This is a genomic window from Burkholderia sp. 8Y (genome assembly GCF_902506145.1).
Lineage (GTDB): Bacteria > Pseudomonadota > Gammaproteobacteria > Burkholderiales > Burkholderiaceae > Caballeronia.
In genome coordinates this window covers 1095718-1119807 of the sequence record NZ_LR733519.1, presented here as the reverse complement: position 1 = coordinate 1119807, position 24090 = coordinate 1095718, and the positions used below count along the sequence as shown (strand labels likewise).

Below are 24090 nucleotides of genomic sequence, written 5' to 3'. Positions count from 1 at the left end.
AGCGTGCGCTGGCATGCGGGGGCAGGGACCTTGCGGTTGACATGCGCGTCTCCGTGATGCTGCTTTATTTTTTCTCCATCCTACTATGACCGCGGCTACCTCGAAGCCTGCATTGCGAAACGGCCATTCCGCGACCGAGACTGCTCGCAAACCTTGACGGCGTTCGCGCGGCTTCCATGCGAAATACCGGCCATCAGGCGAAATGCTGACCGCCCGTGCAGCCTTCACGTCCAGCTCCAAGATGGAGAGGCAAAGCACCCATCGTCAACTGGCCCATAACTCGTTTTCCGTACTTTGGAAGCGAATCGCAGCGCGCGCGGTCCGCTTCCGGAGAGAGGCGTCTGGATTCCAAAGTACGGCAGACCTCTGCCGCCGTGATTGCTGCGACTGCGCCTACGGTCATCAAATAGAAGCACAGGGCAGCAGCACTTTCAGGAGACAAAGGAAATGACTAAACAGAATAACGACCCGGCGATTCTGGACGCGGTCGTGGTCGGCGCTGGATTCGGCGGGTTGTATGCGGTCAAGCGTCTGACCGATGCGGGATTCGCCGTACAGGCATTCGAAGCGGGCGATGGCGTGGGCGGCACGTGGTACTGGAATCGCTATCCCGGTGCGCGCGTCGATCTCGAGTGCTGGGACTATTCGTACTCTTTCTCGCCGGAACTGCAGGACGAGTGGGACTGGCCGGAGCGATACCCGGCATCATCGGAGCTGATGAAATACCTGAACCACGTGGCCGATCGTTTCGAGTTGCGCCAGCATATCCGCTTCAGCACGAGAGTCGATAAGGCCGTGTTCGATGAACGCGAGAATCTCTGGGTCGTGACGACTTCGGATGGCAAGGTCACGCGCTCGCGCTTCTTCGTGCCGGCAACCGGCGTGCTTTCCGTGCCCAAGCCGCCCGAGATCGCGGGACTGGATGCGTTCAAGGGTGAAAGCTATCACACCGGACGATGGCCTCACCATGAAGTCGATTTCAGCAACAAGCGCGTTGGCGTGATCGGCACGGGTTCGTCGGGCATTCAGGTCATTCAGGCGCTTGCAGGCAAGTGCGCACATCTGACCGTGTTTCAGCGCACGGCCGTCTATGTCGTGCCGGCGAAGAATCATCCGCTGACGCCGGAGATGCGCGCCCGCGTGCGAGCGACCTACGCCGAGCGGCGAGCGATCAGCCGCCTCACGCGCTTCGGTATCGCCGTGCCGTTTCCGGTCGAATCGGCACTCGACGCAACGCCGGACGAGCGCAGCCGGAAGTACGAAAACGCCTGGGAAAATAGCCAGTTGTTGGGCTTTCGCATGTGCTACGGCGACATTCTGTCGAACGAGGCTTCGAACGAGACGGTCGCCGAATTCATACGCGGCAAGATCCGCGAGACGGTGAAGAAGCCGGACGTCGCGGAAAAACTGATGCCGCGCGGCTTTCCATTCGGCACGAAGCGCCCCTGTCTCGGCGATACGTACTACAGCGTGTACAACCGCGACGACGTGACGCTGGTCGACCTGAAGCAGACGCCGATCGAGCGCGTGGTGCCCGAGGGCATCGCGACCAGCGATGGCGTGCACGAACTCGACGTGCTGATCTACGCGACCGGCTACGACGCGCTGACCGGCGCGCTGACGCATATCGACGTGCGCGGCGTGAACGGCCGCCAGCTTACGGATAAATGGGCAAGCGGCGCGAAGACATACATCGGCCTGATGACGAGCGGATTTCCCAACCTCTTCACGGTAACCGGCCCGGGCAGCCCCGGACCGCTCGCGAACATGTCGATGAGCATCGAGCAGCACATCGACTGGATTGCCGCGTGCATGACGTATCTGCGAAACAACGCGATCGAGCGGATGGATGCGATACCGCAAGCCGAAGAAGACTGGATGCAGCATGTCCAGGACGTCGTGGCGAACACGCTGTATCTCAAGGCGAACTCGTGGTATACCGGCGCGAACGTTCCGGGAAAGCCACATGTGTTCCTGCCTTATCTGGGCGGGCACGGCACCTATCGGCGCAAGTGCGACGAGATCGCGGCAGCGGGGTATCCCGGTTTCGTGATGTCGCGCGCGCAAACCCGCGCTGAGGCGCGCGTCTGCAGCACGGAGGCCACCCATGTCGCCGAGGCGGGCTTGCTGGGCGGCGCGGTATGAGCGGCGCGTACGGGCGCCGGCACAAAAATCGGGCGCGCTTTTCGATGTGGCTGGCAAAACGAGACAGCCATGCCGTCGAGACTCGAAGCCGCCACGCGTGACCCTGATGCTGAAGGAGCGAACGATGCCACTCGATCCTGAAGTCGCGCTCATTCTCGGCGCGCTCGAATCTGCGCCGCGGATGGAATGCATGTCCGTCGCGGCGTTGCGCGCGAGTCTCGTTTATCCGCCGCTCGAACGGCGCACAGCGGTTGGCGAAGTCATCGATCTCCAGGTGCCGCTGAAAGGGCGGGTACTGGGCGCGCGGCTTTATCGTCCTCAGGAGCGGCCGAGCGACGGCGTGACGCTGTTCTTTCACGGCGGCGGATTCGTCATCGGCAATCTCGACACGCACAATCACGTCTGTCGCGATCTTTGCGAAGGAAGCGGCGCCGCCCTGATCGCTCTGGATTATCGGCTGGCGCCCGAGCACTCGTTCCCGGCCGCAGTCGACGACTGTGATGCGCTCCGCTGGGTCGCGCAACATGCCAAAGCGCTGCCCATCGATGCGGCGCGCATGGTGTGCGCATCCCTTGCTCAACGCCGGCGTACCGGTCACGCTGTGGCGCTACGAAGGGATGATTCATGGATTATTCCGCATGGACCTGGCGTGTGCAAAAGCAAAGGAAGGACTCCTGCGCTCAGCGCAATGGGTTCGCTCGACGATGAACGCGTCAGCGAACGACCAACGATGACTCGAGGTTTGCATGAAACTCGCAGAAGACGTCGGCTTCCTGGGTCTGGGCCAGATGGGAGGGCCGATGGCCGAACGCTTGCTCGGACAGGGCTTTCGGGCTGCATGTTCGTGACCCGCCGCCGGCCGGGCTCGCGCCGTTCGTCGTCGGCAACGCGGTCGTGCACGATTCGCCGCGTGCCGTGGCCGACGCCGCATCCATCGTGTTCGCGTGCCTGCCCAGCACGGAGGTGTCTCTCGCAGTGGGTCTCGGGACCAATGGCGTCTCGCACGGTTCTGCCATCCGTCTGTACGTGGAAACGTCGACCATCGGTCAGGACATGATCGAGCAGGTCGGCAGCGGACTCGCGGGGAAAGGGCATCGATATCGTGGATGCGCCTGTCTCGGGCGGACCGCCCGCAGCTCGCGCGGGGACGCTTACCATGCTGGCGGCTGACGCGCCACGGCTCATCGAGCAGGTGTCGCCTTTGCTCGCGCTCGTTGGCAAGCACGTGTTCGTGATGGGCGAACGCCCAGGCATGGCGCAGTCATGAAGATCGTCAACAATGTGATCATGGCAACCAACATGGTGGTCTGTTCAGAAGGGCTGGCCATGGGCGCAAAAGCTGGGCTCGATCCCGACATGATGCTGCGGCTGCTCGATGCGGGCACGGGCCATAGCTTCGCGTGCTCGAAGATGCTGACGCGCGCCGTCGCCGGAACGTATGACTACGGTGCGGCGCTTTCCATCATCGAGAAGGACATGACGCTCGGCTGATGGACATTGCCATGCCGACGATCGGACGAGCGCGGGACGTCTGGCACGCAGCCTACGAAGCGGGGCAAGGCAGAGAGGATTTGGCGCCCATCCTGCGGTATATCGCGGAAATGAACGGAACGGCTGTCAGAAACAACCGTTCCTTAACGACGCAACGCGGGCATCGTTCCGGTGCCCGAGAGATTTTGGGAGAAAATACAAACATGACCGATGACCTCCAGCGCCTGATCGACAAAGACCAGATCCGCGATGTCTTGCTGCGTTACGCGCGCGGTGTGGATCGACGTGAATGGGAACTGGTCCGCGCGACGTTCTTCGAAGACGGCTACGACGATCACGCTGATTTCAGCGGCTCGCGTGACAATTTCATCGCGTTCGTCCGGGAGAAGCACGATGCGAGCAGCTTTGCCAAATCCACGCATCTGCTCGGCAACTGCCTCATCGAGTTGGCGTCCGATCGCGTCGCCGCAGTGGAGACGTACTTCGTGGCGAATTTGCAGATGGGACCGGATGCCGGCAGCCAGCGCGCCATGCTTGACGCGCAGCATGCCGACAGTCGCGAGAACATGCGAGTCGAAGTAGTCGGACGGTATGTAGACCGGTTCGAAAAGCGTGACGGCGAGTGGCGTGTCGTACGGCGGCGGACGGTGTTCGATACGATCCGCACGGAACTCGGCGGATCGCTCGATGGCGGACTCAATCCTGCTTGGGTGCTCGGCAGGCGTGACAGGCAGGACCCCGTCTTCGCCGTACGTGCCGAAGCAGGGCTGGAATAGTCACGTCATCTGCGTTACGCACTGGCAGGCCTGAACGTCCGGTCAGCTCACTCGGATCGGGTTCTTTTCCGCTTCGGCCCGCGCACGCAGCAGAGCCAGATCCTGTTGCCCGAGTTCACGAGGCGAAATGGCAACACGTGGCCGCGGTTGATTATCCATTGAATTCGCTGGCTCACGAGAACCGAATGCTGTAATTCTACAAACAAACATTAGATCGGCCAACGCAGCTTGGATTGCGCGGCAAGCAGCCGGCGGTAAAAAGAACCGCGACATCGAGGGGCAGAGACAACGTACGACAGCGAAATGTGAACTCCAACGCTTATACGCGAGAAGGCCTGACGCGTGTCGCATCGTCATCTGCACAATGCGCCTCGCGTGTTATGGACCGCTCGATAGCCGGGACCTGGTGGGCGCGCTTGAGTCGCTGCTCACATGCAGTTCGACGATCTCGCGATCATAGACGGTGCTTCGTTGCAATTCGTGATTCTCATAGGTGTCGTAACGCGCTCAAAGCTTTTTAAAAAGGCTCCCGTTTAGCGTCCCGGGATATGCGTTCCTTAGGAGCGTTGAGCGGCAAGCAGCAGATTGCATACCCATCCAGCCGCTTTCCATTGAGGAGCGACTTTGCTTGAGCGCTGGTCGTCGCCTTAACCGGCTAATGTTTGAACTTCGACCGCTGGCCCACTAGGCACTGGACGCTTGGGAGTCGGCGCCCGACGGACAAATTGGAGCCTCGGACGATTTTCCGCTCGGGCGCGCGTAAGCCTTTGAGGTAACGATGCACCCTACCAACGTTGTGAGCGAAAAAGCAGCAGTGGCGTTCGACTGCATCTTATCGCGAATGACAGCAATGCCGCGTATCGCAGCCGGTCGTCGGCGCGCCTGCGAGCGACGGCTTATGACCGATGATGCGTCGGCGGTGACGGCTAGCGACTGACTGGTTGATTCCAAGAAGGTGGATAGACGCTCGGCCGCCAAGCGTCGAGCGCGGTCATATATACCATCACGGTTCTGGCTTGGTTGCAGGGTGCCGCACCCAAACAATATGTTTTGCGAGTCTTCGCAAGGCACGTCACCTAGAGGCGATCCCATTTCGAAAATCGAAGTGCGTATGAACTCTAGCCCGGCTGCAGGTGGTATAAGTCAGCGGGATTGTCGACGAGGATCTTGCGGCGCGCTTCATCGCCGTCGACAAGACGCGTCGCCCAGTCGAGCATGTGGGCGTCGTCAGGCACTGGCCGCACATTGGGATGCGGCCAGTTCGATGCCCACAGTCCCCGCTCCGGATACCGCGACGACAGCTCGCTCACGAGCCACGCCACGTCGTCGAATGCGGGCGGGCCGACGCGCGAACTCTCGTACGGCGCGGAGAGCTTGATCCAGCAGCGCCCGCCATCCAGCAGACGGCACAGCGACGCGAAGCCTTCGCTCTGCGGCGTGACAGGCGTGAGGAACTTGCCGAGATGGTCGATCACGAGTCTGGACGCGAGACGCGACAGCATCGGTTCGTAGTGCGGCAACGTATGCCCGTCGAGTTGCAGATCGATGTGCCAGCCGAGTGGCGCAATGCGCGCCGACATCTCCGCCAGCGCGTCCCATGACAAAACGCCGCCCGGGAGCATCATGAAGCGCACGCCACGAATGCCCGCGTCATGCAGACGCTGCAATTCGTCTTCGCCGACATCCGGCGGCACGACCGCGACGCCGCGCGCCCCGTGGCCCAGTTCGGCTATCGCGGCAAGCGTGCAGCGATTGTCGAAGCCATAGCCGGTTGGCTGCACGACGATCGCGCGGGACAGGCCGAGCGTGCGCTGCACTCGCGCATACTCGGACGCAGGCGCCGGTGGCGGGATGAACGTCGCGCTCGGGGCGAGCGGATAGCCTTCCTCGTACACATGGATGTGGCAATCGCACGCGCCTTCGTAAGGAAGCGGCGACTTCATCGCGCATCCGCCGGAACGTCGATGCCCGCGTGACCCCAGCGCGCCAGCCGGAACGCGTGCGCCGCATTCACCGCGCCGACCGGCATGCGGCCTTTGAACAGCGCCTCCGTCTGGGCGACCGTCTCCATCGACTGATGCTCGATCGCGCCCGGCGTCAAGCCACCGACATGTGGCGCCGCGATCACACGCGGATGCGTAGCCAGCCGGGGCGATGGCATCTGATCCGGCGCGCGCCCGACATCGAGCGCGCATCCCGCGATGCGTCCGCTCTCCAGCGCGGCGAAGAGCGCGGCGTCATCGACCAGTTCACCGCGCGCCGCGTTGATGAAACAGGCATCGGGTTTCATCGCGGCGAAGGCGCGGGCATTCATCAGATTCGCGGTCTGCTGGTTCGCGGGCGCGAGGCAGACGACGAAATCTGCCTGCGCCAGCAAGGCGTCCAGATCGACCGCGCGCACGCGCGCATCGTCGATTCGCGCGTATGGATCGGACACGATCACGCGCATCCCGAATGCGAGCGCAAGCTCGCACAGATAACGCGATATCTGTCCGTATCCGATCACGCCGAGCGTGCTGCCGCGCAATTCGCGGCCCATCTGCGGCACGGGCGCTTCGTTACGGTGATATGCCGATGCATATGCGGTTGTCGCGCGCGCGAGATCGAGCATTGCGCCGATCACCCATTCGGATACCGCCGGCACGAAGCCCGCGCTCGCCTGCGTGACGAGCACGCCATGTTCGCTGGCGGCATCGACATCGACGGTGCGAATATCCACTGCGCAGCGCACGAACGCAGCCAGCTTCGGCAGCGCCTCGAACAACGCGCGCGGCGCAGGCGTCTGACGATACGCGATGACGACATCCGCGTCGCGCGCCGTGTCGGCGAGTTCGGCCGTGGTCAGCTCGCGGTCTTCGGGGTTGTAGGCGACATCGGCGATCTTCGCCAGCGCCGCCGTCGCGCGGGCGCCGAAATAATGCTCCAGCATGTGCCGGGGATGACTCACGAATACCTTGTTCATTTTCTGGTCCTGGATTGCTTCGTTACCGGCCTGGCGCTGCCCGGCGGCGCTACCGATTCCCGTTCGACGAGCGTGATGTCCGTGAACAGCCCCTGCTCCGACGCGGGCATCGGCTCATCGTGCGGATGCATCACCCGTTCGACCATTGCGGCGGCCATGGCGGGCACCGGAAGCTGTACGGTGGTGAGCGCGGGGTTCGAGATCGCCGCCAGAAAGTGCCCGTCCATGCCGACGATCGACACGTCCTCGGGCACGCGCAGCCCCGATTCGCGCAAGCCCGCCATCAGACCCAGCGCCATCAGGTCGTTGACCGCGACGATCCCGGTCGGGCGCTCGTCGTCGGCCGCCACTCGACGCGCAAGCGCGCGGCCGTTCTCGGCGATCATCGAGTCGCCGTATTCGTTGACCGGACCGCTGTCGAGCACCTGCGCGCGCCCGGACAGGCCCGCTTCGCTGGCAGCGGCGAGAAAGCCGTCGATCTTGTCGCGTCGGCTCATCGTCATGCCCGTCAGCGTCGCGAACGCAAGCCGCGTGTGACCGTGTCCGATGAGATGACGTGTCGCCATGCGCGCGGCACCGAAGTTGTCGGGCGTCACATGGTCGACGCGCGTGGCCTCGCCTTCGGTCGCGCGGCGGTCGTAACTCACGACGACCATCCCGCGACCGGCGGCGGTTTCGAGGTGGCGCTCATTGGCGAGCGATGAAATCACGATCACGCGGCGCACGCCCTGCGAAAGCAGGTCCTCGAAGAACGAGGCTTCCTTCGCGGGATCGCGATACGTGTTGCCGATCATCACCCGATAGCCGTAACGCTCCTGCGCATAGGTTTCGACCTCGCGCGCGATACACCCGTACATCGGATTGGCGATGGAGGGCACTAGCAATCCGACGATCGGCGTCTGCCCGGTCTTCAGCTGACGCGCCAGCGTGCTGGGGCGATACCGGAGCGTGCTCATCGCGGCCTGCACGCGCGCAAGCGTTTCCTGGCGCATCTGATCGATGCGGCCGTTGAGCACGTTCGACACGGTGCTCACGGACACGCCGGCTTCGCGGGCCACATCCTGAATGGTGCTCATAGCGTTGACTTCTACCGGCTACAGGCCGAGCCGGGTCGGCAACCAAAGTGAGAAAGACGGCACCAGAACCAGCGCCACCAGTGCGATGCACAGCACCAGCAGATATTTGACCATGGGACGCGCCACCGCCTTCATGTCCGTGCCGGTGATCGCGCAGGTCGCGAACAGGCCGAGACCGACGGGCGGAGCGAAGAGGCCGAAACCCATCGCAACGACGATCACCGTACCGAAGTGCAGAGGGTTGATGCCGAGTTGCGTCGCGATCGGCGTGAGCAGCGGCCCGAAGATGATGAGCGCGGGCGCGCCTTCGAGCACCGCGCCGAACACGATCATGATGAGCACCGAGAGCAGCAGGAACATCGTCGGGCCATAGTGATGCGCGAAAGCGATCATCGAATCGGACACGAGCGCGGGAATCTGCTCAATGGTCAGCGCGAACGAAACGCTCGATGCCGCCGCCACGATGAAGAGAATACTGCTTGCCATCGATGCCGAGCGCACGAACACGCGCACGATCGACTTAGGCGTGAGCTCGCGGAATGCGAGCCATCCGACGACGAGGGCGTAGACCACGGCGAACGCCGATACTTCCGTCGATGTCGCGATGCCCGAAGTCACGCCCTTGCCGATCATCGCGATCATGACCAGTGCGACGAGCGCGCCGCCGAGCAGCGGCAGCCATGCCCGCGGGTGCGTCAGGGCATCGGCGAGATTGATGCGCCGGCCGCAGATCACGGCGACAATCGCGAGCGCCATGGCGAGCACCGCAGCCGGCACCACGCCTGCGAGAAAGAGGCCGGCGATCGAAATGTTCGCCACGAAGCCCATGATGATCATGTTGACGCACGGCGGGATGGTCTCCGCCATCACGGCGCTGCATGCGAGCAGCGCGGCGGCTTCGTTCGGGTCTTCGCGGCTCTGGCGCACCGCGGGCATCACCACGCCGCCGACCGCGGCGATATCCGCCAGTTTGGAGCCGGACACGCCCGAGAAGAACGCGGTGGCCATGATCGTGATGAGGCCGAGTCCGCCGCGTACCCGCCCGAACATGCGCAGCAGCAGTTCGATCAGGCGCGACGACATGCCGTTGGTTTCCATCAGCAGGCCGGCGAGTACGAAGAACGGAATGGCGAGCAGTACGAAATGATCGGTGCCGGCCATGACCTGCTGAGAGTACACGAGCATCGGCAGGGACGGTTCCGCGAGAAAGTAGAGCAGGGCCGAGAAGGCAAGCACGAAGCCGATCGGCACGCCGAGCACGAGTCCACCGATGAAGCCGATGGCAAGCAGCGCGCCCGGCCTCACCGCGTGACCGGGTACGAGGACGTTCCACCCGTACACCGCCGCCGCGATCGCCGCGCACCCGACCAGCGTGCCGAGCACGAGTCTGCGCGTGCCGTTCAACGCATGGGCGAGGGCGAACACCGTCATGAACATGCTGCCCGCGACGAGCGGATATACGTTGATCCACGCGGGCAGGCCGCTCGGCGTCATCTGCCCGTATGAATCGACGAGCAGCAGACACGATGACACGCAAAGATTCGCGGCGACGCCCGCGATCACCCAATGGCCGGCATGCACGAGCGCCGGTTGCCAGCGCTCAGGCAGCATGCCGCGAAACAGATCGACGCCGACGTGCTGGCTGCGCCCGAGCACGGTGGCCGCGCCGAAGAAGACCAGCACGATCATCAGCGCGCGGGCGACTTCCTCGGCCCAGTCGAACGGGTCGTGCAGGAAGTAGCGGTAGATCACGGACAGAAACACCACGAGCACGTCCGCCGCGAGCACAGCCGCACACAGATATTCGATGCCGTGCATCAGGCGCACGAGACCGCGCGCAAGCGGCGTCTCGTGACCGAAGTCCGGCGCGGCGAGCGTAGCCTCGGGGCCGGGCGTCGCGGAGAATGTGATCATGGCGTCGTTCCTCCGTTCAGGCCCGGGCCGAGGCGATGGCGGTGAAAAGCGGTGCGGTCGCGGGATATTGCTTCGCGAAGCTCGCGTACAACTGCGTCTGCATTTCCTTGCGCGCGGTGTCGCGGTCGGCTTGCGACATCGGATAGAAGGTCATGCCGCGCTTCTTGAGTTCCTGCTCGGCGCTGGCGGCGGTGCGAATGGCCGCGACGCGCTGCTTCGCGGTGGCGTCCTGCGCGGCCTTCTGAAACGCGGGGCGCAGGTTCTCGGGGATCTTTGCGAGCGAGCGGCGGCGCATCACGACGACGAGCGGGCTGAAGACATGCTGCGTCTGCCAGCACGACTTCACGACCTCGTCGTACTTGCTGGCGAGCACGGTGGCGCAGTCGTGCTCAAAGCCGTCGACGACACCCGTCTGCGCGGCCATGTACAGCTCGCCGATGGGAATGGGCGTCGGCACCACGCCCATCAGCTTGAAGGTCTCCATGAAGGCGGGCGTGGGCAGGACACGCAGCTTCACGCCCTTGATGTCCGCGAGCGATTGCGTCGGCTTCTTCGTGAAGACATTCCGGCCGCCGAAGGAATAGCCCCATGTGACGACGGAGCAGCCCGCGCGCTGTTGCAGCATGCTGTCGAACGACTTCCCGACGCTGCCGTCCATCGCGCGGCCGACGTGGTCGAAGCTGTCGAACACATAGCCCAGGTCGAGCATGCCGAGCTCGGGAAGCACGGTCGCCCAGATCGACGAGCCGGTGACCATCATGTCCACGGCGCCTACCTTGACCTGCTGCACCACGTCGCTTTCCTTGCCGAGCTGGTTGTTCGGGAAGTAGTCGATGCGGATCTGGTCGCCCACGCTCGCCTTGAGGTTCGCGGCGAGATTCTGATACCAGACGTAGTGCGCGGCGTTCTCGTTCGCGGGCATGGAAGACGACAACCGCAGCGCGACGGCCGGCTCTGCGCGCACGATGGCGGGAAAGCCCGCGCCCGCTGCCGCAAGTGAGGCTGCAGAGGCCGTCTGAAGGAACCGTCGCCGGGAAATCGAATGCATGGTGTGTCTCCTGATTGCCGCGTGAGCGCGGACGAGTTTGCGCGCAGGGGAACACCCGCGCGGCTGTATCGATTTAGTGTATCGATACAGTAGGCGAGTGGTTTGCACTGGTCAACCGAGCGTTTTCCCGCAGTGCTCTGTGGCCGGCGATCGCGCTCTTTAAACGAACGAAGGTCGAGCCAAGCATCTAAGGCGTGCCCGGCAACGGGAGCAGTGAACAATGCCCTGGCACAATAGCGTCCGCTTTCCGCTTAGGCGCACGACTCAATTGATTCGTCGAAGTGGCCTAACTGGGGACTGGGGCGCTCGAGAGGCAAGGGGTAGCCGGCTCTCGCCGTACCTTCGTTGCCAAGCCTCATGTAATGCGTCAATAGTTACAACGCCGGCACCTGCACCGGTTTGCCTAGCTTACCGTCGACATCGGGGACGATGACAAAAAGCGACGGCCGCCTTCGCCGCGACCATTGACAAAAAGGACAGCGTCCACGGAAGCTCGCCACGCTAGAATGAGTTCACTGGCAGCGGCTCGACGACGCGCGGCTCTGCGCGAGCCGACATCGTGCCGGCCCGGCGACGGAAGCCGAACCCATCGGGTGGAAAGGGTTTGTGTCGAAAGCACGCAAAGCCGTATTATTGGATACGAGAGCTGATTGGCCACCTGCGGCGGTTCGGTAAGATGATGTTCAGCTCAACGACAGGAAAAGTAATGAAGAAGCAGGAATTGATAGACGCGGTAGCGTCGCAGGCGGGAGCCAGCAAGAGCGCCGTTGAACAGGCTATCAACGCGGTACTCGAGACGATCACCAGCGACGTGGCCGCCGGAAACACGGTGCAGTTGATCGGATTCGGCACCTTTGGCAGCGGCGAGCGCGCCGCTCGTACTGGCCGCAATCCGTCGACTGGCGAGGCGATTGAAATTGCGGCTGCAAAAACGGTCAAATTCACCGTAGGTAAGGCGTTCAAGGACGCAGTTAACCGCGCGTGACGCTACGAGGACGGTGACGGCCTATACGAAAACAGTTGGCTGTCCAGCAATGAGAGGTTAGGCAGCTTGGCGGCAGTGAGCCGCTCTAGGCCATCGGCGTCGATTGCACGATCATGGCTCGCTTACCGGGAGCCTTTCCCAGTTAGCCGCCGCTTCACCGTTCGTCGGTCGCCCATCCTCTGAGGCGGAACAACCGGGGCGGCGTCTCCTTCGGCGGATTGCCCGACGTCGCGGGCGACAAACTGTTCATCAATCACCGGTGGTTTGCGGGACAACGTCCAACGCGTGCGCTAAAACGCCTGCCGATGCCGGTCGGATCAATGTCCGCCAGCACGGGCGACTGAAAAACTGTCGGCGGTCAGCGCGTTGCGCTGGTAGTGTCGTTAGCTTAGTCGCTGCTATTGGCCGGCAGCTTCTGTACCGCAAGGCGCGCGTCGTCAGGCAGAGGCGAAACGCGGGCGCTTCTGATGAAGCCCTCGAGCCGTTCTTGTGCGGCTGCCAGGTCACGATAGGTGATTCCGCGCAACTGCTCATCATGCAGTCGCAGCACTTGCTCGAGAACAGTCGCAGTTTCAGCGTCAACGAACCAATGATCGCCTGGTTTCCCGCGAGACAGACATGCATTCAGGTTCTTCTCGGCACGCGCGTACAACGCCAGCGGAAGCGCGCCGAAGCCTTTCTCCTGGAGGAAAAGCGTCATGTAAAGCACGCGCAACAGCTCGTTGAACTGATAAGCCGTTCCGCTTCCTTCGCGCCGGCATGCGGCGAGCGCAAGATGGATGGCCAGGGACATCTTACTGGCGGTCTCAATTGGCAACGGAAGCAACATGGCGCGGGTTAGCGGACGACGCGAGCGGGCCGTGCTGCGAGTTTTGCGCGTAGCACTACGGGGCATGGCAGAAATAATGAAGAGTGGACAACGGAGCGGTCACCGGGCGTCGGCATCGCCCTCCTGGCAAGTCTAACGCAGGGAACCTGTAACTGCCCTGTATAAGGCCATGATTGCTTGTCCGATCCGCAGCACGCGTTGCCGGGTGCGGTGAGGACGCCCTGGCACCGCCGTGGAACACGTGACTAAGCCGCTATCATGCGAACCGTGGATCATTATCGAGATCAGGCCGACACCGCACGACTGCCGCAGCGCATAAATACGGCATCGGCGGCGAGCACCTCGCCCCAAACTAGCACTTAGCACTGCCTATTTACTATGACGACCGACGAAATCGGTTCTGACGTGGTGTCTGCGAGTCAGGAGGCCGGGGGCTGGGTTAGGGCCATTCTACAGCACGACGTCGTGACCAGGACGACCCGCGTGGTTCGGCGAACAGGGAGCGCCTTCCCGTCGTTTGAAGCCGCTCAGGACGACGCGCACGCCGCTTTGGAGGAATGGCACTGCAATCCGAGATCACCAACAAGATAGACGCGGTGCGGCCAATTAGCCGGTGCTGTCGAATTGCGACAGGATCGCGCTGATGGCCCAGGCGAGCGCTTCCAGTAGGACGAGATGTCGTTTGCACAGCCCATCTCATATTCACATGTAAGGCGGCTTTCCATTCCAGGCATCCTGCAACTGAACGGTGGAATGTCCGAAGACATCGAGGATCCACTTCCGCCCGAAGCCGTGCTCGGTTAAGGAAGGTCGTTCGGTCGTGCGGTCATACGACACCCGGCGTCGACTCCGCGCGCAACAACCGATGCATGACCGGTAAGAAGCATTCGCAGCAGTGGCGCGTGGGACCAACTCAGCCTGGAATCTTCAGCGACACGCGAGTCTCAGCCCCGTCGTTGTCATGCCAGGCGGCAGGCTGGCGGCAGTCAATCTTCGTCGACCTCCGATGCTCTTGACAAATCGACTTGGCCGGTTCCCTTTGGGATCGAGAAGGGCTTCGATGGACTACCGACCGCAAGCTAAAGGCCCTGTCAGAGCGCGGCGATCAAAATGGAATACAACTGGCGCCGCCCAGAGGCTCAACGGCGTCAGCCTGAAGAAAACCGCTTGTAGACGAAGGCCGTAGCTGACTAGCACAGAAAGCCATTAAAGAGCCTCCGTCACCGCACGTAGAAACTGTTGTGTGCGCTCGTGCTGCGGTGCAGAGAAGAACTGTTGCGGCGGTGCCTGTTCAATGATCTTCCCTTGCGAAAAGAAGCACACGCGATCGGCGAAATCCTTGGCGAACCCCATCTGGTGCGTGACCATCAGCATGGTTAAATCATGTTCCGCGCCGAGACGGCGAATCACATTGAGCACTTCGCCACAAAGTTCGGGATCGAGGGCAGAGGTGACTTCGTCGAATAGCATGACCTTGGGGCGCATGGCGAGCGCGCGAGCAATGGCGACGCGCTGCTGCTGTCCGCCCGATAGCTGCGACGGATAGTGGTTGCACTTCTCGTCGAGGCCGACCATCGACAACAGCTCACGCGCGCGTGCGGTGGCTTCCTTTTTCGACAGGCCCAGCACGCTGACAGGCGCTTCTATTGTGTTCTGCAAGGCCGTCATATGTGGAAAGAGATTGAAGCTTTGAAACACCATGCCGATCTTGCTGCGCACCTTGCGAACGTGCCGCGGTGAGGCCGGTATCAGCTTTCCACCTCGCATTTCATGCGTTAGGGGTTCACCATCCACCTCGATGACGCCATCGGTCAGCGGATCGAGCGTCATCAGCACGCGCAAAAGGGTAGATTTCCCCGAACCGCTTGGCCCAATTATCGCCACCTTTTCATTGCGCGCAATGTCGAGGTCGAGGCCATCGAGCACCGTCAATGCGCCATAGCGTTTGGTCACGTTCCGAAAGCGCACGATCGGCGTTTCGGCGTTGGCGGCGGCCGCTGCGCCACGTGCGGGGTCGAGGTCTCGTTTCATCTGCTGCTCCTGAAGATCCATTTCCGTGCGCCGTCCGCCGGGTTCGAGTGGTCAGCACGCGTGACTTCCTGCTTCACGGCAGGCGCACGCGTCGTTCGAGGTGACGCACGCCCGAGGCGAAGGTCACGCTGATGAGAAGAAAGAAGATGCCGGTCATGGTGATCGGTTCCAGATACCGGAAGGTTCCCGAACCAATATTCTTCGCCTGCTGCATCAGCTCGACGACTGTGATCGCGGACAGGACGGGCGTGTCCTTGAACATCGCGACGAGATAGTTTCCGAGCGCGGGAATCACCGGGCGTATCGCTTGCGGAAGAATGACGCCGCTATACGTGCGCCACGGCGAGAGCGACAGCGCGCTCGACGCCTCCCACTGCCCGCGTGCGACCCCATTGAGCCCCGCACGGTACACCTCTGACACGTAACACGCATAGTGAACCGCTATGCCGATGGTTCCTGCTGTCAGCGCCGACATCGTCAGGCCATAGAGCGGCGCGACATAGAACAGCACATACACCTGGATGAGCAACGGTGTGCTGCGTATGAACTCGATGAACAAGGCCGTGGTCTTTGCAACAGGCGCGATGTCACTGCGCCGCAGAATGGCGAGCGCAAGGCCCAGGACCAGCGCGATGGCAAAGCCGACCAGCGTGATGCCGATGGTGTATGTCGCCGCGCGCGCGAGTTGGGGGAGAATATGCAGCGCATACTTCACATCGAACAGTTGGCTGAGTGTGGTCATGATGCGGCCCTCGGAACGGGACGACGCACGGCGACATGGCTGCTGACGCGTCGCTCGAAATAGCGCATCACGGTCGCGATCATCTGCGCAAGCACAAAGTAGATGAGCAACGTGAGCGTGAAGATCTCGGCGGTCTTGAAGGTCGCTTCGTCGAGTTGACGGGCGCGGAAAGTCAGGTCGGACAGTGTGATGAGCGACACGAGCGACGTGCCTTTGAGCAACTCGATCATGAGATTTGTCGCAGGCGGCAATGCATTGATCATCGCCTGGGGCAGTACGACCCGGCGCAGCCTTGCCGATGCCGGCATGTTCAGCGCAAGCGCCGCTTCATACTGGCCGCCCGGAACCGAACGCAACGCACCGCGCAGGATCTCCGAACCATACGCGCCGTAGTGTAAGCCGAGACCGACGATGGCGACTGTGAAGGGCGTCAACTGCAGGTTGAACGGCGGCAACGGCAGCACGAAGAACAGCCAGAACAATTGCACCAGCAGCGACGTGCCGCGAAAGATCTCGACGTAGGCGTTTCCCATCCATCTGAGCAGCGGGTATGGCGCGGCGCGTACCACGGTGGCGACGCTCGCCATAATGATCGCCAGCAGAATGCTGAAGGTCGCGATCTGGATCGTGACGAGCGTGCCCCTCATCATCAAGGGAAGAAGCTCATTGAGGTCACTCATGACGGTTCCTTGCTAACGATTGATGTGGCACGCGCGGTCTGCCGGGCTCACCCGCCGCAGAGTTCGGGCGCCTTCTTGGTGGTCAGATTGGACTTGTCGAAGCCGAACGGCGCGACGGTCTTGAGATGATCGTCCGTGCCGAGCCATCCATGCAGTTCCTTGTTCACTGCATCGCGCAAGTCGGTGTCCTCGGGACGGAAGGCGAGCGCGCCATAACCCGTGTGCTTTGGATCGTCGGTGAACTGGCTGATGGATTCGACTTGCGGTCCGCCCTTCGAGGCAAGACCCTTCATGGTCAGTGCGGTGCCGACAGCGGCATCGGCACGGCGTGCGCGCACGGCCTGAAGCTGCGCCGTCGTGTCGGGAACCTGCAAGATTTGATCGTCCTTGATGCCTGCTTCGCGGGCATAGCCGAGTTCTGCCGTTCCGGCCATCACCGCAAGCTTCGTGTCGGGTTGTTTCGCGACATCGGCATAGCTGTGGAAGTTCTTCGGATTGCCTTGCATGGTCAGCAGCGTGTCGGGAATCTGGTACTGCGGGTCGGCGAACGCAACCTGTTTGCAGCGTTCCGGGGTGATGTACATGCCAGCCGCGATTACATCGAAACGGCCCGCCTTGAGGCCCGGAATCAAGGCGCCCCATTCGGTCAGCACCGCGTCCACTTTCTTGACGCCGAGCTTCGCAAAGACCTTCTTGGCGATCTCAGGCGATTCGCCCGTCACCGTGCCGTCGGCCGTCGTATAGGCAAAGGGTGTTTCGTTCGCATAGCCGATGCGCACTTCGCCGGTGCGTTCAATGCGCTGTAGCGTCGTTTCGGCGCTTGCGCTCGCCGCATAGCCCGTGAAACTCGCCGTTGCAACGCAAGCCGCTACCAAAAATCCAGACAGTCGCTTCGTCTTCATATCGTTCCCGTTCGTATGGTTTGTCTTTGCTTGAAGAGACCGGGCCGCTTGACGCCGCGACACCGGAGAAACCCTTATCGCTCAGGTCGTTGGACGGCCTTGCAACGCAGTCTACGGAGGCAGAATACAAAGCCATATATGTGTTCCGATTGCTCTAGGACAATTATTTTCTGAGGCGATTTTGCGCCACTATTGGGCACGTGCGGAAACAACACGAGCATTGGGGGACCAGGAACGTGAACGAACAATGGCGCGACGCGGTGCGTACCGTGCAAGGCGTCCAGTCGAAATACAAGCGGCTCGTCAAAGCCATGGCGGCGGACATCGAGAGCGGCAAGCTCGCATCAGGCGCGCGCCTGCCGCCGCAGCGCGACGTGGCGGCAGATCTGAAAATTAGCGTACAGACGGTCACCAACGCCTATAAGGAACTGGAAAGGCAAGGCCTGATCCGATGCGAAGTCGGACGCGGCAGCTTCGTCACGGCACGGGTGACGGAAACCATGTCTAGTTACATGCTCGATACGGCCGAGCGCTCTGTCGTCGATTTTTCGATCGCGCGCATCGTGCATACGCCGGAGCATGATGCGATGTGGCGCAACGTCTGCGCGACCTTGTCGACCATCGAAGATCAACCCTGGATTCGCGCGTTCAGGCCCATCGCGGGCTTCGAGAATCATCGGCAGGCAGGCGTCGACTGGCTCTCGACGCTCAATATGCCGGCGAGCGCCGACTCGTTGCTCGTGACCAACGGCGCCGCGCATGGCATTTTCCTCGCGTTGGCATCGACTGTCGGTCCGGGCGACACTGTGCTTTGCGAAAGCCTCACCGATCACGGCGTGATCGGCTCGGCCAACGTGCTCGGGTTTACGCTCAAGGGGCTTGAGATCGACGAGCACGGCATACGTCCTGAACATTTCGAGGAAGTCTGCGACAGTGAACGCGTCAGCGCGCTCGTGTGCACGCCGACGCTCAACAATCCTACCGTCGCGCTGATGCCCGACGCGCGCCGCCGTGCGATCGCGCGGATAGCAGAGCGATATGGCGTCTATATCATCGAGGACGACGTATATGGCGCGCTGCCGGCGAAGACGCAGACGCCCATTGCTAGCCTCGTCCCCGAGCTTGCGTTCTACTGCACCAGCATGACCAAGTCGGTGTTGACGGCCTGCGCACAGGCTTCATGACCGTGCCGCGCCGTCTCGCCTTGCGCGCTGAAAGCGTGCTGCGCGTGAGCTGCTGGATGGCGACATCGCCGATAGCGGAAGTTGCCTCCCGGTGGATCATGGACGGCACGGCGCAGCGCCTCGTAATGATTCAGCGCGAACGCCTCGCGTTGCGTCAGGCCGTCGTACGCGAGTTGCTCGGGGAATACGTGCTGGGCAGCCATCCAAATGCATTGTCTGCATGGCTGCGCGTGCCGGGCGAATGGGAAGCGGAGCGCATCACGCGCGAATTGCGCAACCGGAACATCGCGGTCACATCACCCGATCCCTTCCTCGTGCGCGGCGCCGAGCGGCCTAACGCAGTGCGGTTGTGCGTCGGCGCCGAAGTCGGTGAACGCACCTTCCGCGTGGCCGTCGAGACGATGCGTGAGGTCTTCGAACAATATCCGCACGTGCATGATTTCAATTGAACTAGGACATTCAGAATTGATTTTTTAGGACATTAGACTCGGTTGCATCGATCAACGAACAGCAACCCAGCCTGACATGTCCGCACTCACGCTCGCCGATGTTTACCGCGCTCGCCAGCGCATCGCAGGGCGCGCGCTCGTGACGCCGCTCGTGCAGTCGGTGGCGCTCAGCGAAATGGCGGGCGTGCCGGTCCACCTCAAGCTCGAAACGGTCCAGCCCACCGGCAGCTTCAAGCTGCGAGGCGCGAGCAACGCGCTCGCGCAGATTGCCGATGAGGGATGCAAGCGCGTCGTGACGGCATCCACTGGCAATCATGGGCGCGCCGTTGCGCATGCGGCGCGCGCGCTCGGTATCGAAGCGGCGGTGTGCATGTCCTCGCTCGTGCCCAGAAACAAGGTCGATGCAGTGGCCGCGCTGGGTGCGCGCGTTGTCATCGCTGGCAAGAGTCAGGACGATGCGCAACTCCAGGCCCAACGTCTCGTGCGCGAAGAGGGTTATGCATTCGTACCGCCTTTCGACGATCCTCGCGTGATCGCAGGCCAGGCGACCATTGGCATCGAGATATTCGAAGCTTTGCCGGATGTCGCGACCATTTTGGTGCCTTTGTCGGGCGGCGGATTGTTCAGCGGCGTCGCATTCGCGGCCAAGAGCATCCAGCGGTCGACCGAAATGATCGGCGTGTCGATGGAACGCGGCGCCGCCATGCATGCGAGTCTCAAGGCAGGCAAGCCTGTCTGTGTCGATGAACTCGAAACGCTCGCCGATTCGCTTGGCGGGGGCATCGGCCTCGATAACCAGCACACCTTTGCCATGACGCGCGAGTTGATCGACCGCGTCGTGTTGCTCGACGAGCGTTCGATTTCCCTCGGGATCACGCACGCGTATCGCAAGGAGCGGCTCGTCGTGGAAGGGGCTGCGGCGGTCGGCATGGCCGCCGTGCTCGATGGCACGGTGCGTTCACGCGGGCCGATCGTGATCGTCGTCAGCGGTTGCAACATCGATATCGACACACACCGCCGTCTCGTTGGAGCAGGGTGAATTCAATGTCCGCCTCAGATCGATCCACGCTGCTGCTGTCGCAAGCGCAGCTTCGCAAGCTCGTGCCGCTCGACCTCGATGCCATCGCGCAAGTCGAGGCCGCCTTCCGGTCGCTCGCCACCGAAGCGGTTGCGATGCCGCCAATCTTGCGTCTGGACATTCCCGAGCACGCCGGCGAAGTCGACATCAAAACCGCTTACCTGCCCCGCTTTCCGAGCTTCGCCATAAAAGTGAGTCCGGGTTTCTTCAATAACCCTTCTCTGGGTCTTCCGAGTCTCAACGGTCTGATGCTCGTGCTGTCCGCGCACACTGGACTCACCGAAGCCGTGTTGCTCGACAACGGTTATCTCACCGCGGTACGCACCGCAGCGGCGGGCGCGGTGGCCGCAGGATGGCTTGCGCGTCGCGAAGCGCGGCGCGTGGCAATCATCGGCGCGGGAGAACAGGCGCGCCTGCAACTAGATGCGCTGCGTCTTGTGCGTGACATCGAGCACGTGACGATCTGGGCGCGTGAACGCGACAGCGCGCTGCGCTACGCACGAGAATGCACGGGTCTGCCGTGTTATGTGGCGGACACGGTGAGCGATGCCCTCAGGCAGGCAGATATCGCCATCACGACCACGCCGAGCCGTGAGCCCTTGATCCATGCACGCGATCTGCATCCCGGCTTGCACATCACCGCAATGGGATCGGATGCCGAGCACAAGAACGAGATCGCGCCCGAGGTATTCGCGGAGGCACTCTATGTTTGCGATCGGCTCCAGCAAACGCGGTTGCTCGGCGAATTGCATCACGCCATCGCGTCAGGCGCGGTCCAAGCAGATGCATCGTTCTCGGAACTCGGACAGGTCATTGCGCAACAAGCGCCGGGCCGCACCAGCGACGAACAAATCACCCTGTGTGATCTGACGGGCACAGGCGCGCAGGACACCGCCATCGCAACGCTTGCGCTGCAGCGTGCGCGCGCCGCGCAGGCAGGAACCATTTTCCACAACGACGTGACGCTCTGAGAGACAGGACGATGTCCGAAAGCAAGCAACAACGAGAAGGCGAGGCGCCGCTGGTGCGCCTGCCGTTCGAGCGCAGCGAATACGATGCGCGCATCGCGAAGACGCGCGGCGCGATGGAGAAGGCGGGCATCGATCTGCTGATCGTGACCGATCCGACCAACATGGCGTGGCTGACGGGCTACGATGGCTGGTCCTTCTACGTGCATCAGTGTGTGCTGCTCGCGATGGATGGCGAACCCGTCTGGTACGGACGCGGGCAGGACGGAAACGGCGCCAAGCGCACGGTGTTCATGGAGCACGACAACATCGTCGGGTACCCGGATCATTACGTGCAGTCGCAAGTGCGCCATCCGATGGATTACTTGTCCACGGAAGTGATCGCCGCACGCGGCTGGGACAAAAAGCGCATTGGCGTCGAGATGGACAACTACTATTTCAGCGCCAAGGCCTATGCGTCGCTTACGCAGCATTTGCCCACAGCCAGATTCGTCGATGCGACGGCGCTCGTCAACTGGCAGCGTGCAGTGAAATCGCCGCAGGAAATCGAATATATGCGCATTGCGGCGCGCATTGTCGAGAAGATGCACGGGCGCATTCTCGAGAGAGTCGAGCCGGGCATGCGCAAGAGCGACCTCGTGGCGCACATCTATGAGGCAGGCATCACCGGCATCGAAGGCCACGGCGGCGATTATCCGGCGATCGTGCCTTTGCTGCCGACCGGCTCGGATGCGGCGGCCCCGCATCTCACCTGGGACGACTCGCCATTCTGTGCGAACGCGGGCACCTTCTTCGAGATCGCCGGATGCTTCAAACGCTATCACTGTCCGCAGTCGCGAACGGTTTATCTTGGCAAGCCGCCGCATCATTTCATCGATGCCGAGAAGGCGGTGATCGAAGGCATCGAAGCGGGCCTAGCTGCGGCGAAACCCGGCAACAGGACCGAAGATATCGCCAATGCGTTCTTTGCGGTGCTGCGAAAATCGGGCATCGAGAAAGACAGCCGCTGCGGCTATCCGATCGGCGCGAGTTATCCGCCGGACTGGGGCGAGCGCACCATGAGCCTGCGTCCGGGCGACAAGACTGTCCTCGAACCCGGCATGACCTTCCACTTCATGCCGGGCCTTTGGCTCGACGATTGGGGCCTCGAGATTACGGAAAGCATCCTGATTACCGATACGGGCGTGGAGACCTTTTGCAATACGCCCCGCAAACTGTTCGTGAAGGAGTAGCACGATGCGCGCGTCACCGATCAGCCCGACTGTCGACTTCGACGCGGACGGCGTTCAGCACGGCTTCCTCAAGTTGCCGTATTCGCGCAACGATTCGGCATGGGGCGCGGTGATGATTCCCGTCACCGTCATCAAGCGCGGACATGGACCGACCGCGCTGCTCACGGGCGGCAATCACGGCGACGAGTACGAAGGGCCAATCGCACTATCGAAGCTCGCATCGACGTTGATGGCAGAGGATGTGAACGGCCGCGTCATCATCGTGCCGTTCATGAACTATCCCGCGTTTCGTGCAGGCACACGCACGTCGCCAATCGATGCAGGCAATCTTAACCGCAGCTTCCCCGGCAAACCCGACGGCACGGTGACCGAGAAGATCGCCGATTATTTCCAGCGTCATCTGTTGCCTCTCGCGGACTATGTGCTCGACATTCATGCGGGCGGCCGCACGCTGGACTTCCTTCCGTTCGCGGCCATCCACGTATTGGACGACGCGACATTGCAGGCGCGTTGCGAGGCCGCCATGCGCGCGTTTGGCGCGCCGTATTCGATGCGCATGCTCGAACTCGACAGCACCGGTCTTTACGACAGCGCCGCGGAAGAAGCGCGCAAGGTGTTCGTGTCGACAGAACTGGGCGGCGGCGGTTCGTCGACGGCAAAAAGTGTCGCCATCGCAGAACGCGGCGTCTATGGGTTCTTGGCTCACGCGGGCATCGTCGAGAGGCAGGCCACCGGCAGCGGCGAAGCGCGCACGAGCACGCTGCTGGATATGCCCGACGGCACGTGCTACACGACAAGCGAACACGCGGGCCTGCTCGAAATGTGCCGCGATTTGGGCGACATGGTGCAAGCGGGCGACGTGCTGGCTCGCGTCCACGACATCACGCGCTCGGGCGCGGCGCCGGTCGATTACACGGCGAAGCGCGCCGGCCTGCTCGCCGCGCGTCACTTTCCCGGTCTGGTGCAACTTGGCGATACAGTTGCGGTCGTCGCCGACATCGTCGAGCGCAATATTCCGGTCCCCGCGGGGCGATGAAGCTCGACCGATACGATCTCGCCATTCTGCGCAGCCTCGCGCGGGATGGCCGCATGACGAAATCCCGTCTTGCCGAGGAGGTCAATCTCTCGGTCTCGCCTACGTGGGAGCGCGTCAAGAAGCTCGAGGAAAGCGGTCTCGTCAAGGGCTATCGGGCGGAGATCGACTGGACGGCTGCGTTCAAGGGCAGCCGCATTGTCGTGGAAGTGTCGCTGTCGCGTCATACCGCGCAGGACATGCGCCGCTTCGAAGAACGGGTCAACGCGGCACCCGAAATCGTGCAGTGCTATGCCACGGGCGGCGGCGTCGACTACGTGCTGCATGTCGTCTCCCGAGACATCGATCACTATCAGCGTTTCATCGATTCATTGCTGGTCGAAGAACTCGGGATCGAACGGTACTTCACCTATATCGTGACGAAGGTGGTCAAGAACGTGGCCGAGGGTCCGCCCGATTGGGCGGAAGAGGGGCTCTGAAAAAACAGCAGGCGGATGGCCGGGAAACAGAAAAAGCGTCAATGGAAGAGGCGCGAAACGAAAAATTTCCAAAGCGTCTGAAGTCT

22 protein-coding genes and 2 pseudogenes are annotated in these 24090 nt (G+C 62.3%); 14 read left to right on the top strand and 10 right to left on the bottom strand.

The features are described 5' to 3' along the window. The first annotated feature begins 447 nt into the window (after positions 1 to 447). From GV035_RS04880 to GV035_RS04865, 7 genes and pseudogenes are all read left to right on the top strand, one after another. The gene (locus tag GV035_RS04880) at positions 448 to 2145 is read left to right on the top strand and encodes a flavin-containing monooxygenase (protein WP_159833890.1); all 1698 of its coding nucleotides are present in this window, start codon (positions 448 to 450) and stop codon (positions 2143 to 2145) included. Continuing rightward, a pseudogene (locus GV035_RS29820) lies at positions 2108 to 2647 on the top strand (alpha/beta hydrolase); the annotation flags it as partial. The gene GV035_RS04880 and the pseudogene GV035_RS29820, both read left to right, overlap by 38 nt. Positions 2648 to 2891: 244 nt before the next feature. Then, positions 2892 to 2993 carry an NAD(P)-binding domain-containing protein gene (locus tag GV035_RS29290; protein WP_236572542.1) on the top strand — a complete coding sequence of 34 codons (102 nt, stop codon included), beginning with the start codon at positions 2892 to 2894 and terminating at the stop codon, positions 2991 to 2993. A 46-nt stretch (positions 2994 to 3039) separates the two neighbouring features. Further along, positions 3040 to 3315, top strand: coding sequence for a hypothetical protein (locus GV035_RS29285; RefSeq protein ID WP_236572577.1), 276 nt, complete (start codon positions 3040 to 3042; stop codon positions 3313 to 3315). Beyond that, complete coding sequence (locus GV035_RS29280; RefSeq protein WP_442859518.1) at positions 3302 to 3412, top strand: hypothetical protein; 111 nt, start codon at positions 3302 to 3304, stop codon at positions 3410 to 3412. Before GV035_RS29285 ends, GV035_RS29280 begins: the two co-directional genes overlap by 14 nt. Further along, positions 3409 to 3636: an NAD-binding protein gene (locus tag GV035_RS29275; protein WP_236572433.1), complete on the top strand. Its 228-nt coding sequence runs from the start codon at positions 3409 to 3411 to the stop codon at positions 3634 to 3636. Before GV035_RS29280 ends, GV035_RS29275 begins: the two co-directional genes overlap by 4 nt. Continuing rightward, positions 3636 to 4412, top strand: coding sequence for a nuclear transport factor 2 family protein (locus tag GV035_RS04865; protein WP_236572432.1), 777 nt, complete (start codon positions 3636 to 3638; stop codon positions 4410 to 4412). Before GV035_RS29275 ends, GV035_RS04865 begins: the two co-directional genes overlap by 1 nt. A gap of 1118 nt (positions 4413 to 5530) precedes the next feature. On the opposite strand, the gene GV035_RS04860 is transcribed toward GV035_RS04865, so the two are convergent. From GV035_RS04860 to GV035_RS04840, 5 genes are read right to left on the bottom strand one after another with little or no spacing between them, the layout of a single operon-like run. Beyond that, positions 5531 to 6355, bottom strand: a complete 825-nt coding sequence (locus tag GV035_RS04860; RefSeq protein WP_159833889.1) for an amidohydrolase family protein — start codon at positions 6353 to 6355, stop codon at positions 5531 to 5533. Continuing rightward, entirely contained in the window at positions 6352 to 7374 is a 1023-nt protein-coding gene (locus GV035_RS04855; RefSeq protein WP_159833888.1) for a hydroxyacid dehydrogenase, read from the bottom strand. Before GV035_RS04855 ends, GV035_RS04860 begins: the two co-directional genes overlap by 4 nt. Further along, the gene (locus tag GV035_RS04850) at positions 7371 to 8450 is read right to left on the bottom strand and encodes a LacI family DNA-binding transcriptional regulator (protein ID WP_159833887.1); all 1080 of its coding nucleotides are present in this window, start codon (positions 8448 to 8450) and stop codon (positions 7371 to 7373) included. Before GV035_RS04850 ends, GV035_RS04855 begins: the two co-directional genes overlap by 4 nt. 18 nt (positions 8451 to 8468) lie before the next feature. Then, on the bottom strand, positions 8469 to 10364 hold the full coding sequence (locus tag GV035_RS04845; protein WP_159833886.1) for a TRAP transporter large permease: 1896 nt from the start codon (positions 10362 to 10364) through the stop codon (positions 8469 to 8471). 16 nt (positions 10365 to 10380) lie between these two features. Beyond that, entirely contained in the window at positions 10381 to 11412 is a 1032-nt protein-coding gene (locus tag GV035_RS04840; RefSeq protein WP_159833885.1) for a TRAP transporter substrate-binding protein, read from the bottom strand. A 706-nt stretch (positions 11413 to 12118) separates the two neighbouring features. Here GV035_RS04840 and GV035_RS04835 point away from each other — a divergent pair. Further along, positions 12119 to 12397 carry an HU family DNA-binding protein gene (locus GV035_RS04835; protein WP_159833884.1) on the top strand — a complete coding sequence of 93 codons (279 nt, stop codon included), beginning with the start codon at positions 12119 to 12121 and terminating at the stop codon, positions 12395 to 12397. A 388-nt stretch (positions 12398 to 12785) separates the two neighbouring features. Here the strand turns inward: GV035_RS04835 and GV035_RS04830 are convergent, their stop codons facing one another. The 5 genes from GV035_RS04830 to ehuB form a co-directional block, all read right to left on the bottom strand. Beyond that, positions 12786 to 13190: a hypothetical protein gene (locus GV035_RS04830; protein ID WP_159833883.1), complete on the bottom strand. Its 405-nt coding sequence runs from the start codon at positions 13188 to 13190 to the stop codon at positions 12786 to 12788. 1242 nt (positions 13191 to 14432) lie between these two features. After that, positions 14433 to 15257: an ectoine/hydroxyectoine ABC transporter ATP-binding protein EhuA gene (gene ehuA, locus GV035_RS04825; RefSeq protein WP_236572431.1), complete on the bottom strand. Its 825-nt coding sequence runs from the start codon at positions 15255 to 15257 to the stop codon at positions 14433 to 14435. Between the two features lie 73 nt (positions 15258 to 15330). After that, positions 15331 to 15999: an ectoine/hydroxyectoine ABC transporter permease subunit EhuD gene (ehuD, locus tag GV035_RS04820; protein ID WP_159833880.1), complete on the bottom strand. Its 669-nt coding sequence runs from the start codon at positions 15997 to 15999 to the stop codon at positions 15331 to 15333. Next, a complete protein-coding gene (gene ehuC / locus GV035_RS04815) occupies positions 15996 to 16679 on the bottom strand; it encodes an ectoine/hydroxyectoine ABC transporter permease subunit EhuC (protein WP_201303906.1) in 684 nt (227 codons plus the stop codon). The genes ehuD and ehuC overlap by 4 nt, the downstream gene beginning before the upstream one ends. A 47-nt stretch (positions 16680 to 16726) precedes the next feature. Continuing rightward, a complete protein-coding gene (gene ehuB / locus GV035_RS04810; protein WP_159833878.1) occupies positions 16727 to 17581 on the bottom strand; it encodes an ectoine/hydroxyectoine ABC transporter substrate-binding protein EhuB in 855 nt (284 codons plus the stop codon). Positions 17582 to 17817: 236 nt separating this feature from the next. Between ehuB and ehuR the strand changes: the two are divergent. From ehuR to GV035_RS04780, 6 genes and pseudogenes are all read left to right on the top strand, one after another. Beyond that, positions 17818 to 19214, top strand: a pseudogene (gene ehuR / locus GV035_RS04805) (MocR-like ectoine utilization transcription factor EhuR). Between the two features lie 76 nt (positions 19215 to 19290). Continuing rightward, positions 19291 to 20253, top strand: coding sequence for a hydroxyectoine utilization dehydratase EutB (gene eutB / locus GV035_RS04800; protein ID WP_159833876.1), 963 nt, complete (start codon positions 19291 to 19293; stop codon positions 20251 to 20253). Between the two features lie 5 nt (positions 20254 to 20258). After that, positions 20259 to 21263: a cyclodeaminase gene (locus tag GV035_RS04795; protein WP_159833874.1), complete on the top strand. Its 1005-nt coding sequence runs from the start codon at positions 20259 to 20261 to the stop codon at positions 21261 to 21263. 11 nt (positions 21264 to 21274) lie between these two features. Continuing rightward, positions 21275 to 22492: an ectoine hydrolase DoeA gene (gene doeA, locus GV035_RS04790; protein WP_159833872.1), complete on the top strand. Its 1218-nt coding sequence runs from the start codon at positions 21275 to 21277 to the stop codon at positions 22490 to 22492. A 4-nt stretch (positions 22493 to 22496) separates the two neighbouring features. Then, positions 22497 to 23528 carry a N(2)-acetyl-L-2,4-diaminobutanoate deacetylase DoeB gene (doeB, locus tag GV035_RS04785; RefSeq protein WP_159833870.1) on the top strand — a complete coding sequence of 344 codons (1032 nt, stop codon included), beginning with the start codon at positions 22497 to 22499 and terminating at the stop codon, positions 23526 to 23528. Beyond that, the gene (locus tag GV035_RS04780; RefSeq protein ID WP_159833868.1) at positions 23525 to 24004 is read left to right on the top strand and encodes an Lrp/AsnC family transcriptional regulator; all 480 of its coding nucleotides are present in this window, start codon (positions 23525 to 23527) and stop codon (positions 24002 to 24004) included. The genes doeB and GV035_RS04780 overlap by 4 nt, the downstream gene beginning before the upstream one ends. Positions 24005 to 24090: the final 86 nt, after the last annotated feature.

What these genes read in the sequence shown, in the direction of transcription:
- GV035_RS29275 (WP_236572433.1), top strand. Translation starts at nt 3,409, where the DNA reads ATGAAGATCGTCAACAATGTGATCATGGCAACCAACATGGTGGTCTGT.
- eutB (WP_159833876.1), top strand. Translation starts at nt 19,291, where the DNA reads ATGTCCGCACTCACGCTCGCCGATGTTTACCGCGCTCGCCAGCGCATC.
- GV035_RS04830 (WP_159833883.1), bottom strand. Translation starts at nt 13,190, where the DNA reads ATGTCCCTGGCCATCCATCTTGCGCTCGCCGCATGCCGGCGCGAAGGA.
- GV035_RS04795 (WP_159833874.1), top strand. Translation starts at nt 20,259, where the DNA reads ATGTCCGCCTCAGATCGATCCACGCTGCTGCTGTCGCAAGCGCAGCTT.
- GV035_RS29290 (WP_236572542.1), top strand. Translation starts at nt 2,892, where the DNA reads ATGAAACTCGCAGAAGACGTCGGCTTCCTGGGTCTGGGCCAGATGGGA.
- GV035_RS04880 (WP_159833890.1), top strand. Translation starts at nt 448, where the DNA reads ATGACTAAACAGAATAACGACCCGGCGATTCTGGACGCGGTCGTGGTC.
- doeA (WP_159833872.1), top strand. Translation starts at nt 21,275, where the DNA reads ATGTCCGAAAGCAAGCAACAACGAGAAGGCGAGGCGCCGCTGGTGCGC.
- ehuA (WP_236572431.1), bottom strand. Translation starts at nt 15,257, where the DNA reads ATGAAACGAGACCTCGACCCCGCACGTGGCGCAGCGGCCGCCGCCAAC.
- GV035_RS04865 (WP_236572432.1), top strand. Translation starts at nt 3,636, where the DNA reads ATGGACATTGCCATGCCGACGATCGGACGAGCGCGGGACGTCTGGCAC.
- doeB (WP_159833870.1), top strand. Translation starts at nt 22,497, where the DNA reads ATGCGCGCGTCACCGATCAGCCCGACTGTCGACTTCGACGCGGACGGC.
- GV035_RS04860 (WP_159833889.1), bottom strand. Translation starts at nt 6,355, where the DNA reads ATGAAGTCGCCGCTTCCTTACGAAGGCGCGTGCGATTGCCACATCCAT.
- GV035_RS04845 (WP_159833886.1), bottom strand. Translation starts at nt 10,364, where the DNA reads ATGATCACATTCTCCGCGACGCCCGGCCCCGAGGCTACGCTCGCCGCG.
- GV035_RS04840 (WP_159833885.1), bottom strand. Translation starts at nt 11,412, where the DNA reads ATGCATTCGATTTCCCGGCGACGGTTCCTTCAGACGGCCTCTGCAGCC.
- GV035_RS04855 (WP_159833888.1), bottom strand. Translation starts at nt 7,374, where the DNA reads ATGAACAAGGTATTCGTGAGTCATCCCCGGCACATGCTGGAGCATTAT.
- GV035_RS04850 (WP_159833887.1), bottom strand. Translation starts at nt 8,450, where the DNA reads ATGAGCACCATTCAGGATGTGGCCCGCGAAGCCGGCGTGTCCGTGAGC.
- ehuC (WP_201303906.1), bottom strand. Translation starts at nt 16,679, where the DNA reads ATGAGTGACCTCAATGAGCTTCTTCCCTTGATGATGAGGGGCACGCTC.
- ehuD (WP_159833880.1), bottom strand. Translation starts at nt 15,999, where the DNA reads ATGACCACACTCAGCCAACTGTTCGATGTGAAGTATGCGCTGCATATT.
- GV035_RS04835 (WP_159833884.1), top strand. Translation starts at nt 12,119, where the DNA reads ATGAAGAAGCAGGAATTGATAGACGCGGTAGCGTCGCAGGCGGGAGCC.
- GV035_RS04780 (WP_159833868.1), top strand. Translation starts at nt 23,525, where the DNA reads ATGAAGCTCGACCGATACGATCTCGCCATTCTGCGCAGCCTCGCGCGG.
- GV035_RS29280 (WP_442859518.1), top strand. Translation starts at nt 3,302, where the DNA reads ATGCTGGCGGCTGACGCGCCACGGCTCATCGAGCAGGTGTCGCCTTTG.
- ehuB (WP_159833878.1), bottom strand. Translation starts at nt 17,581, where the DNA reads ATGAAGACGAAGCGACTGTCTGGATTTTTGGTAGCGGCTTGCGTTGCA.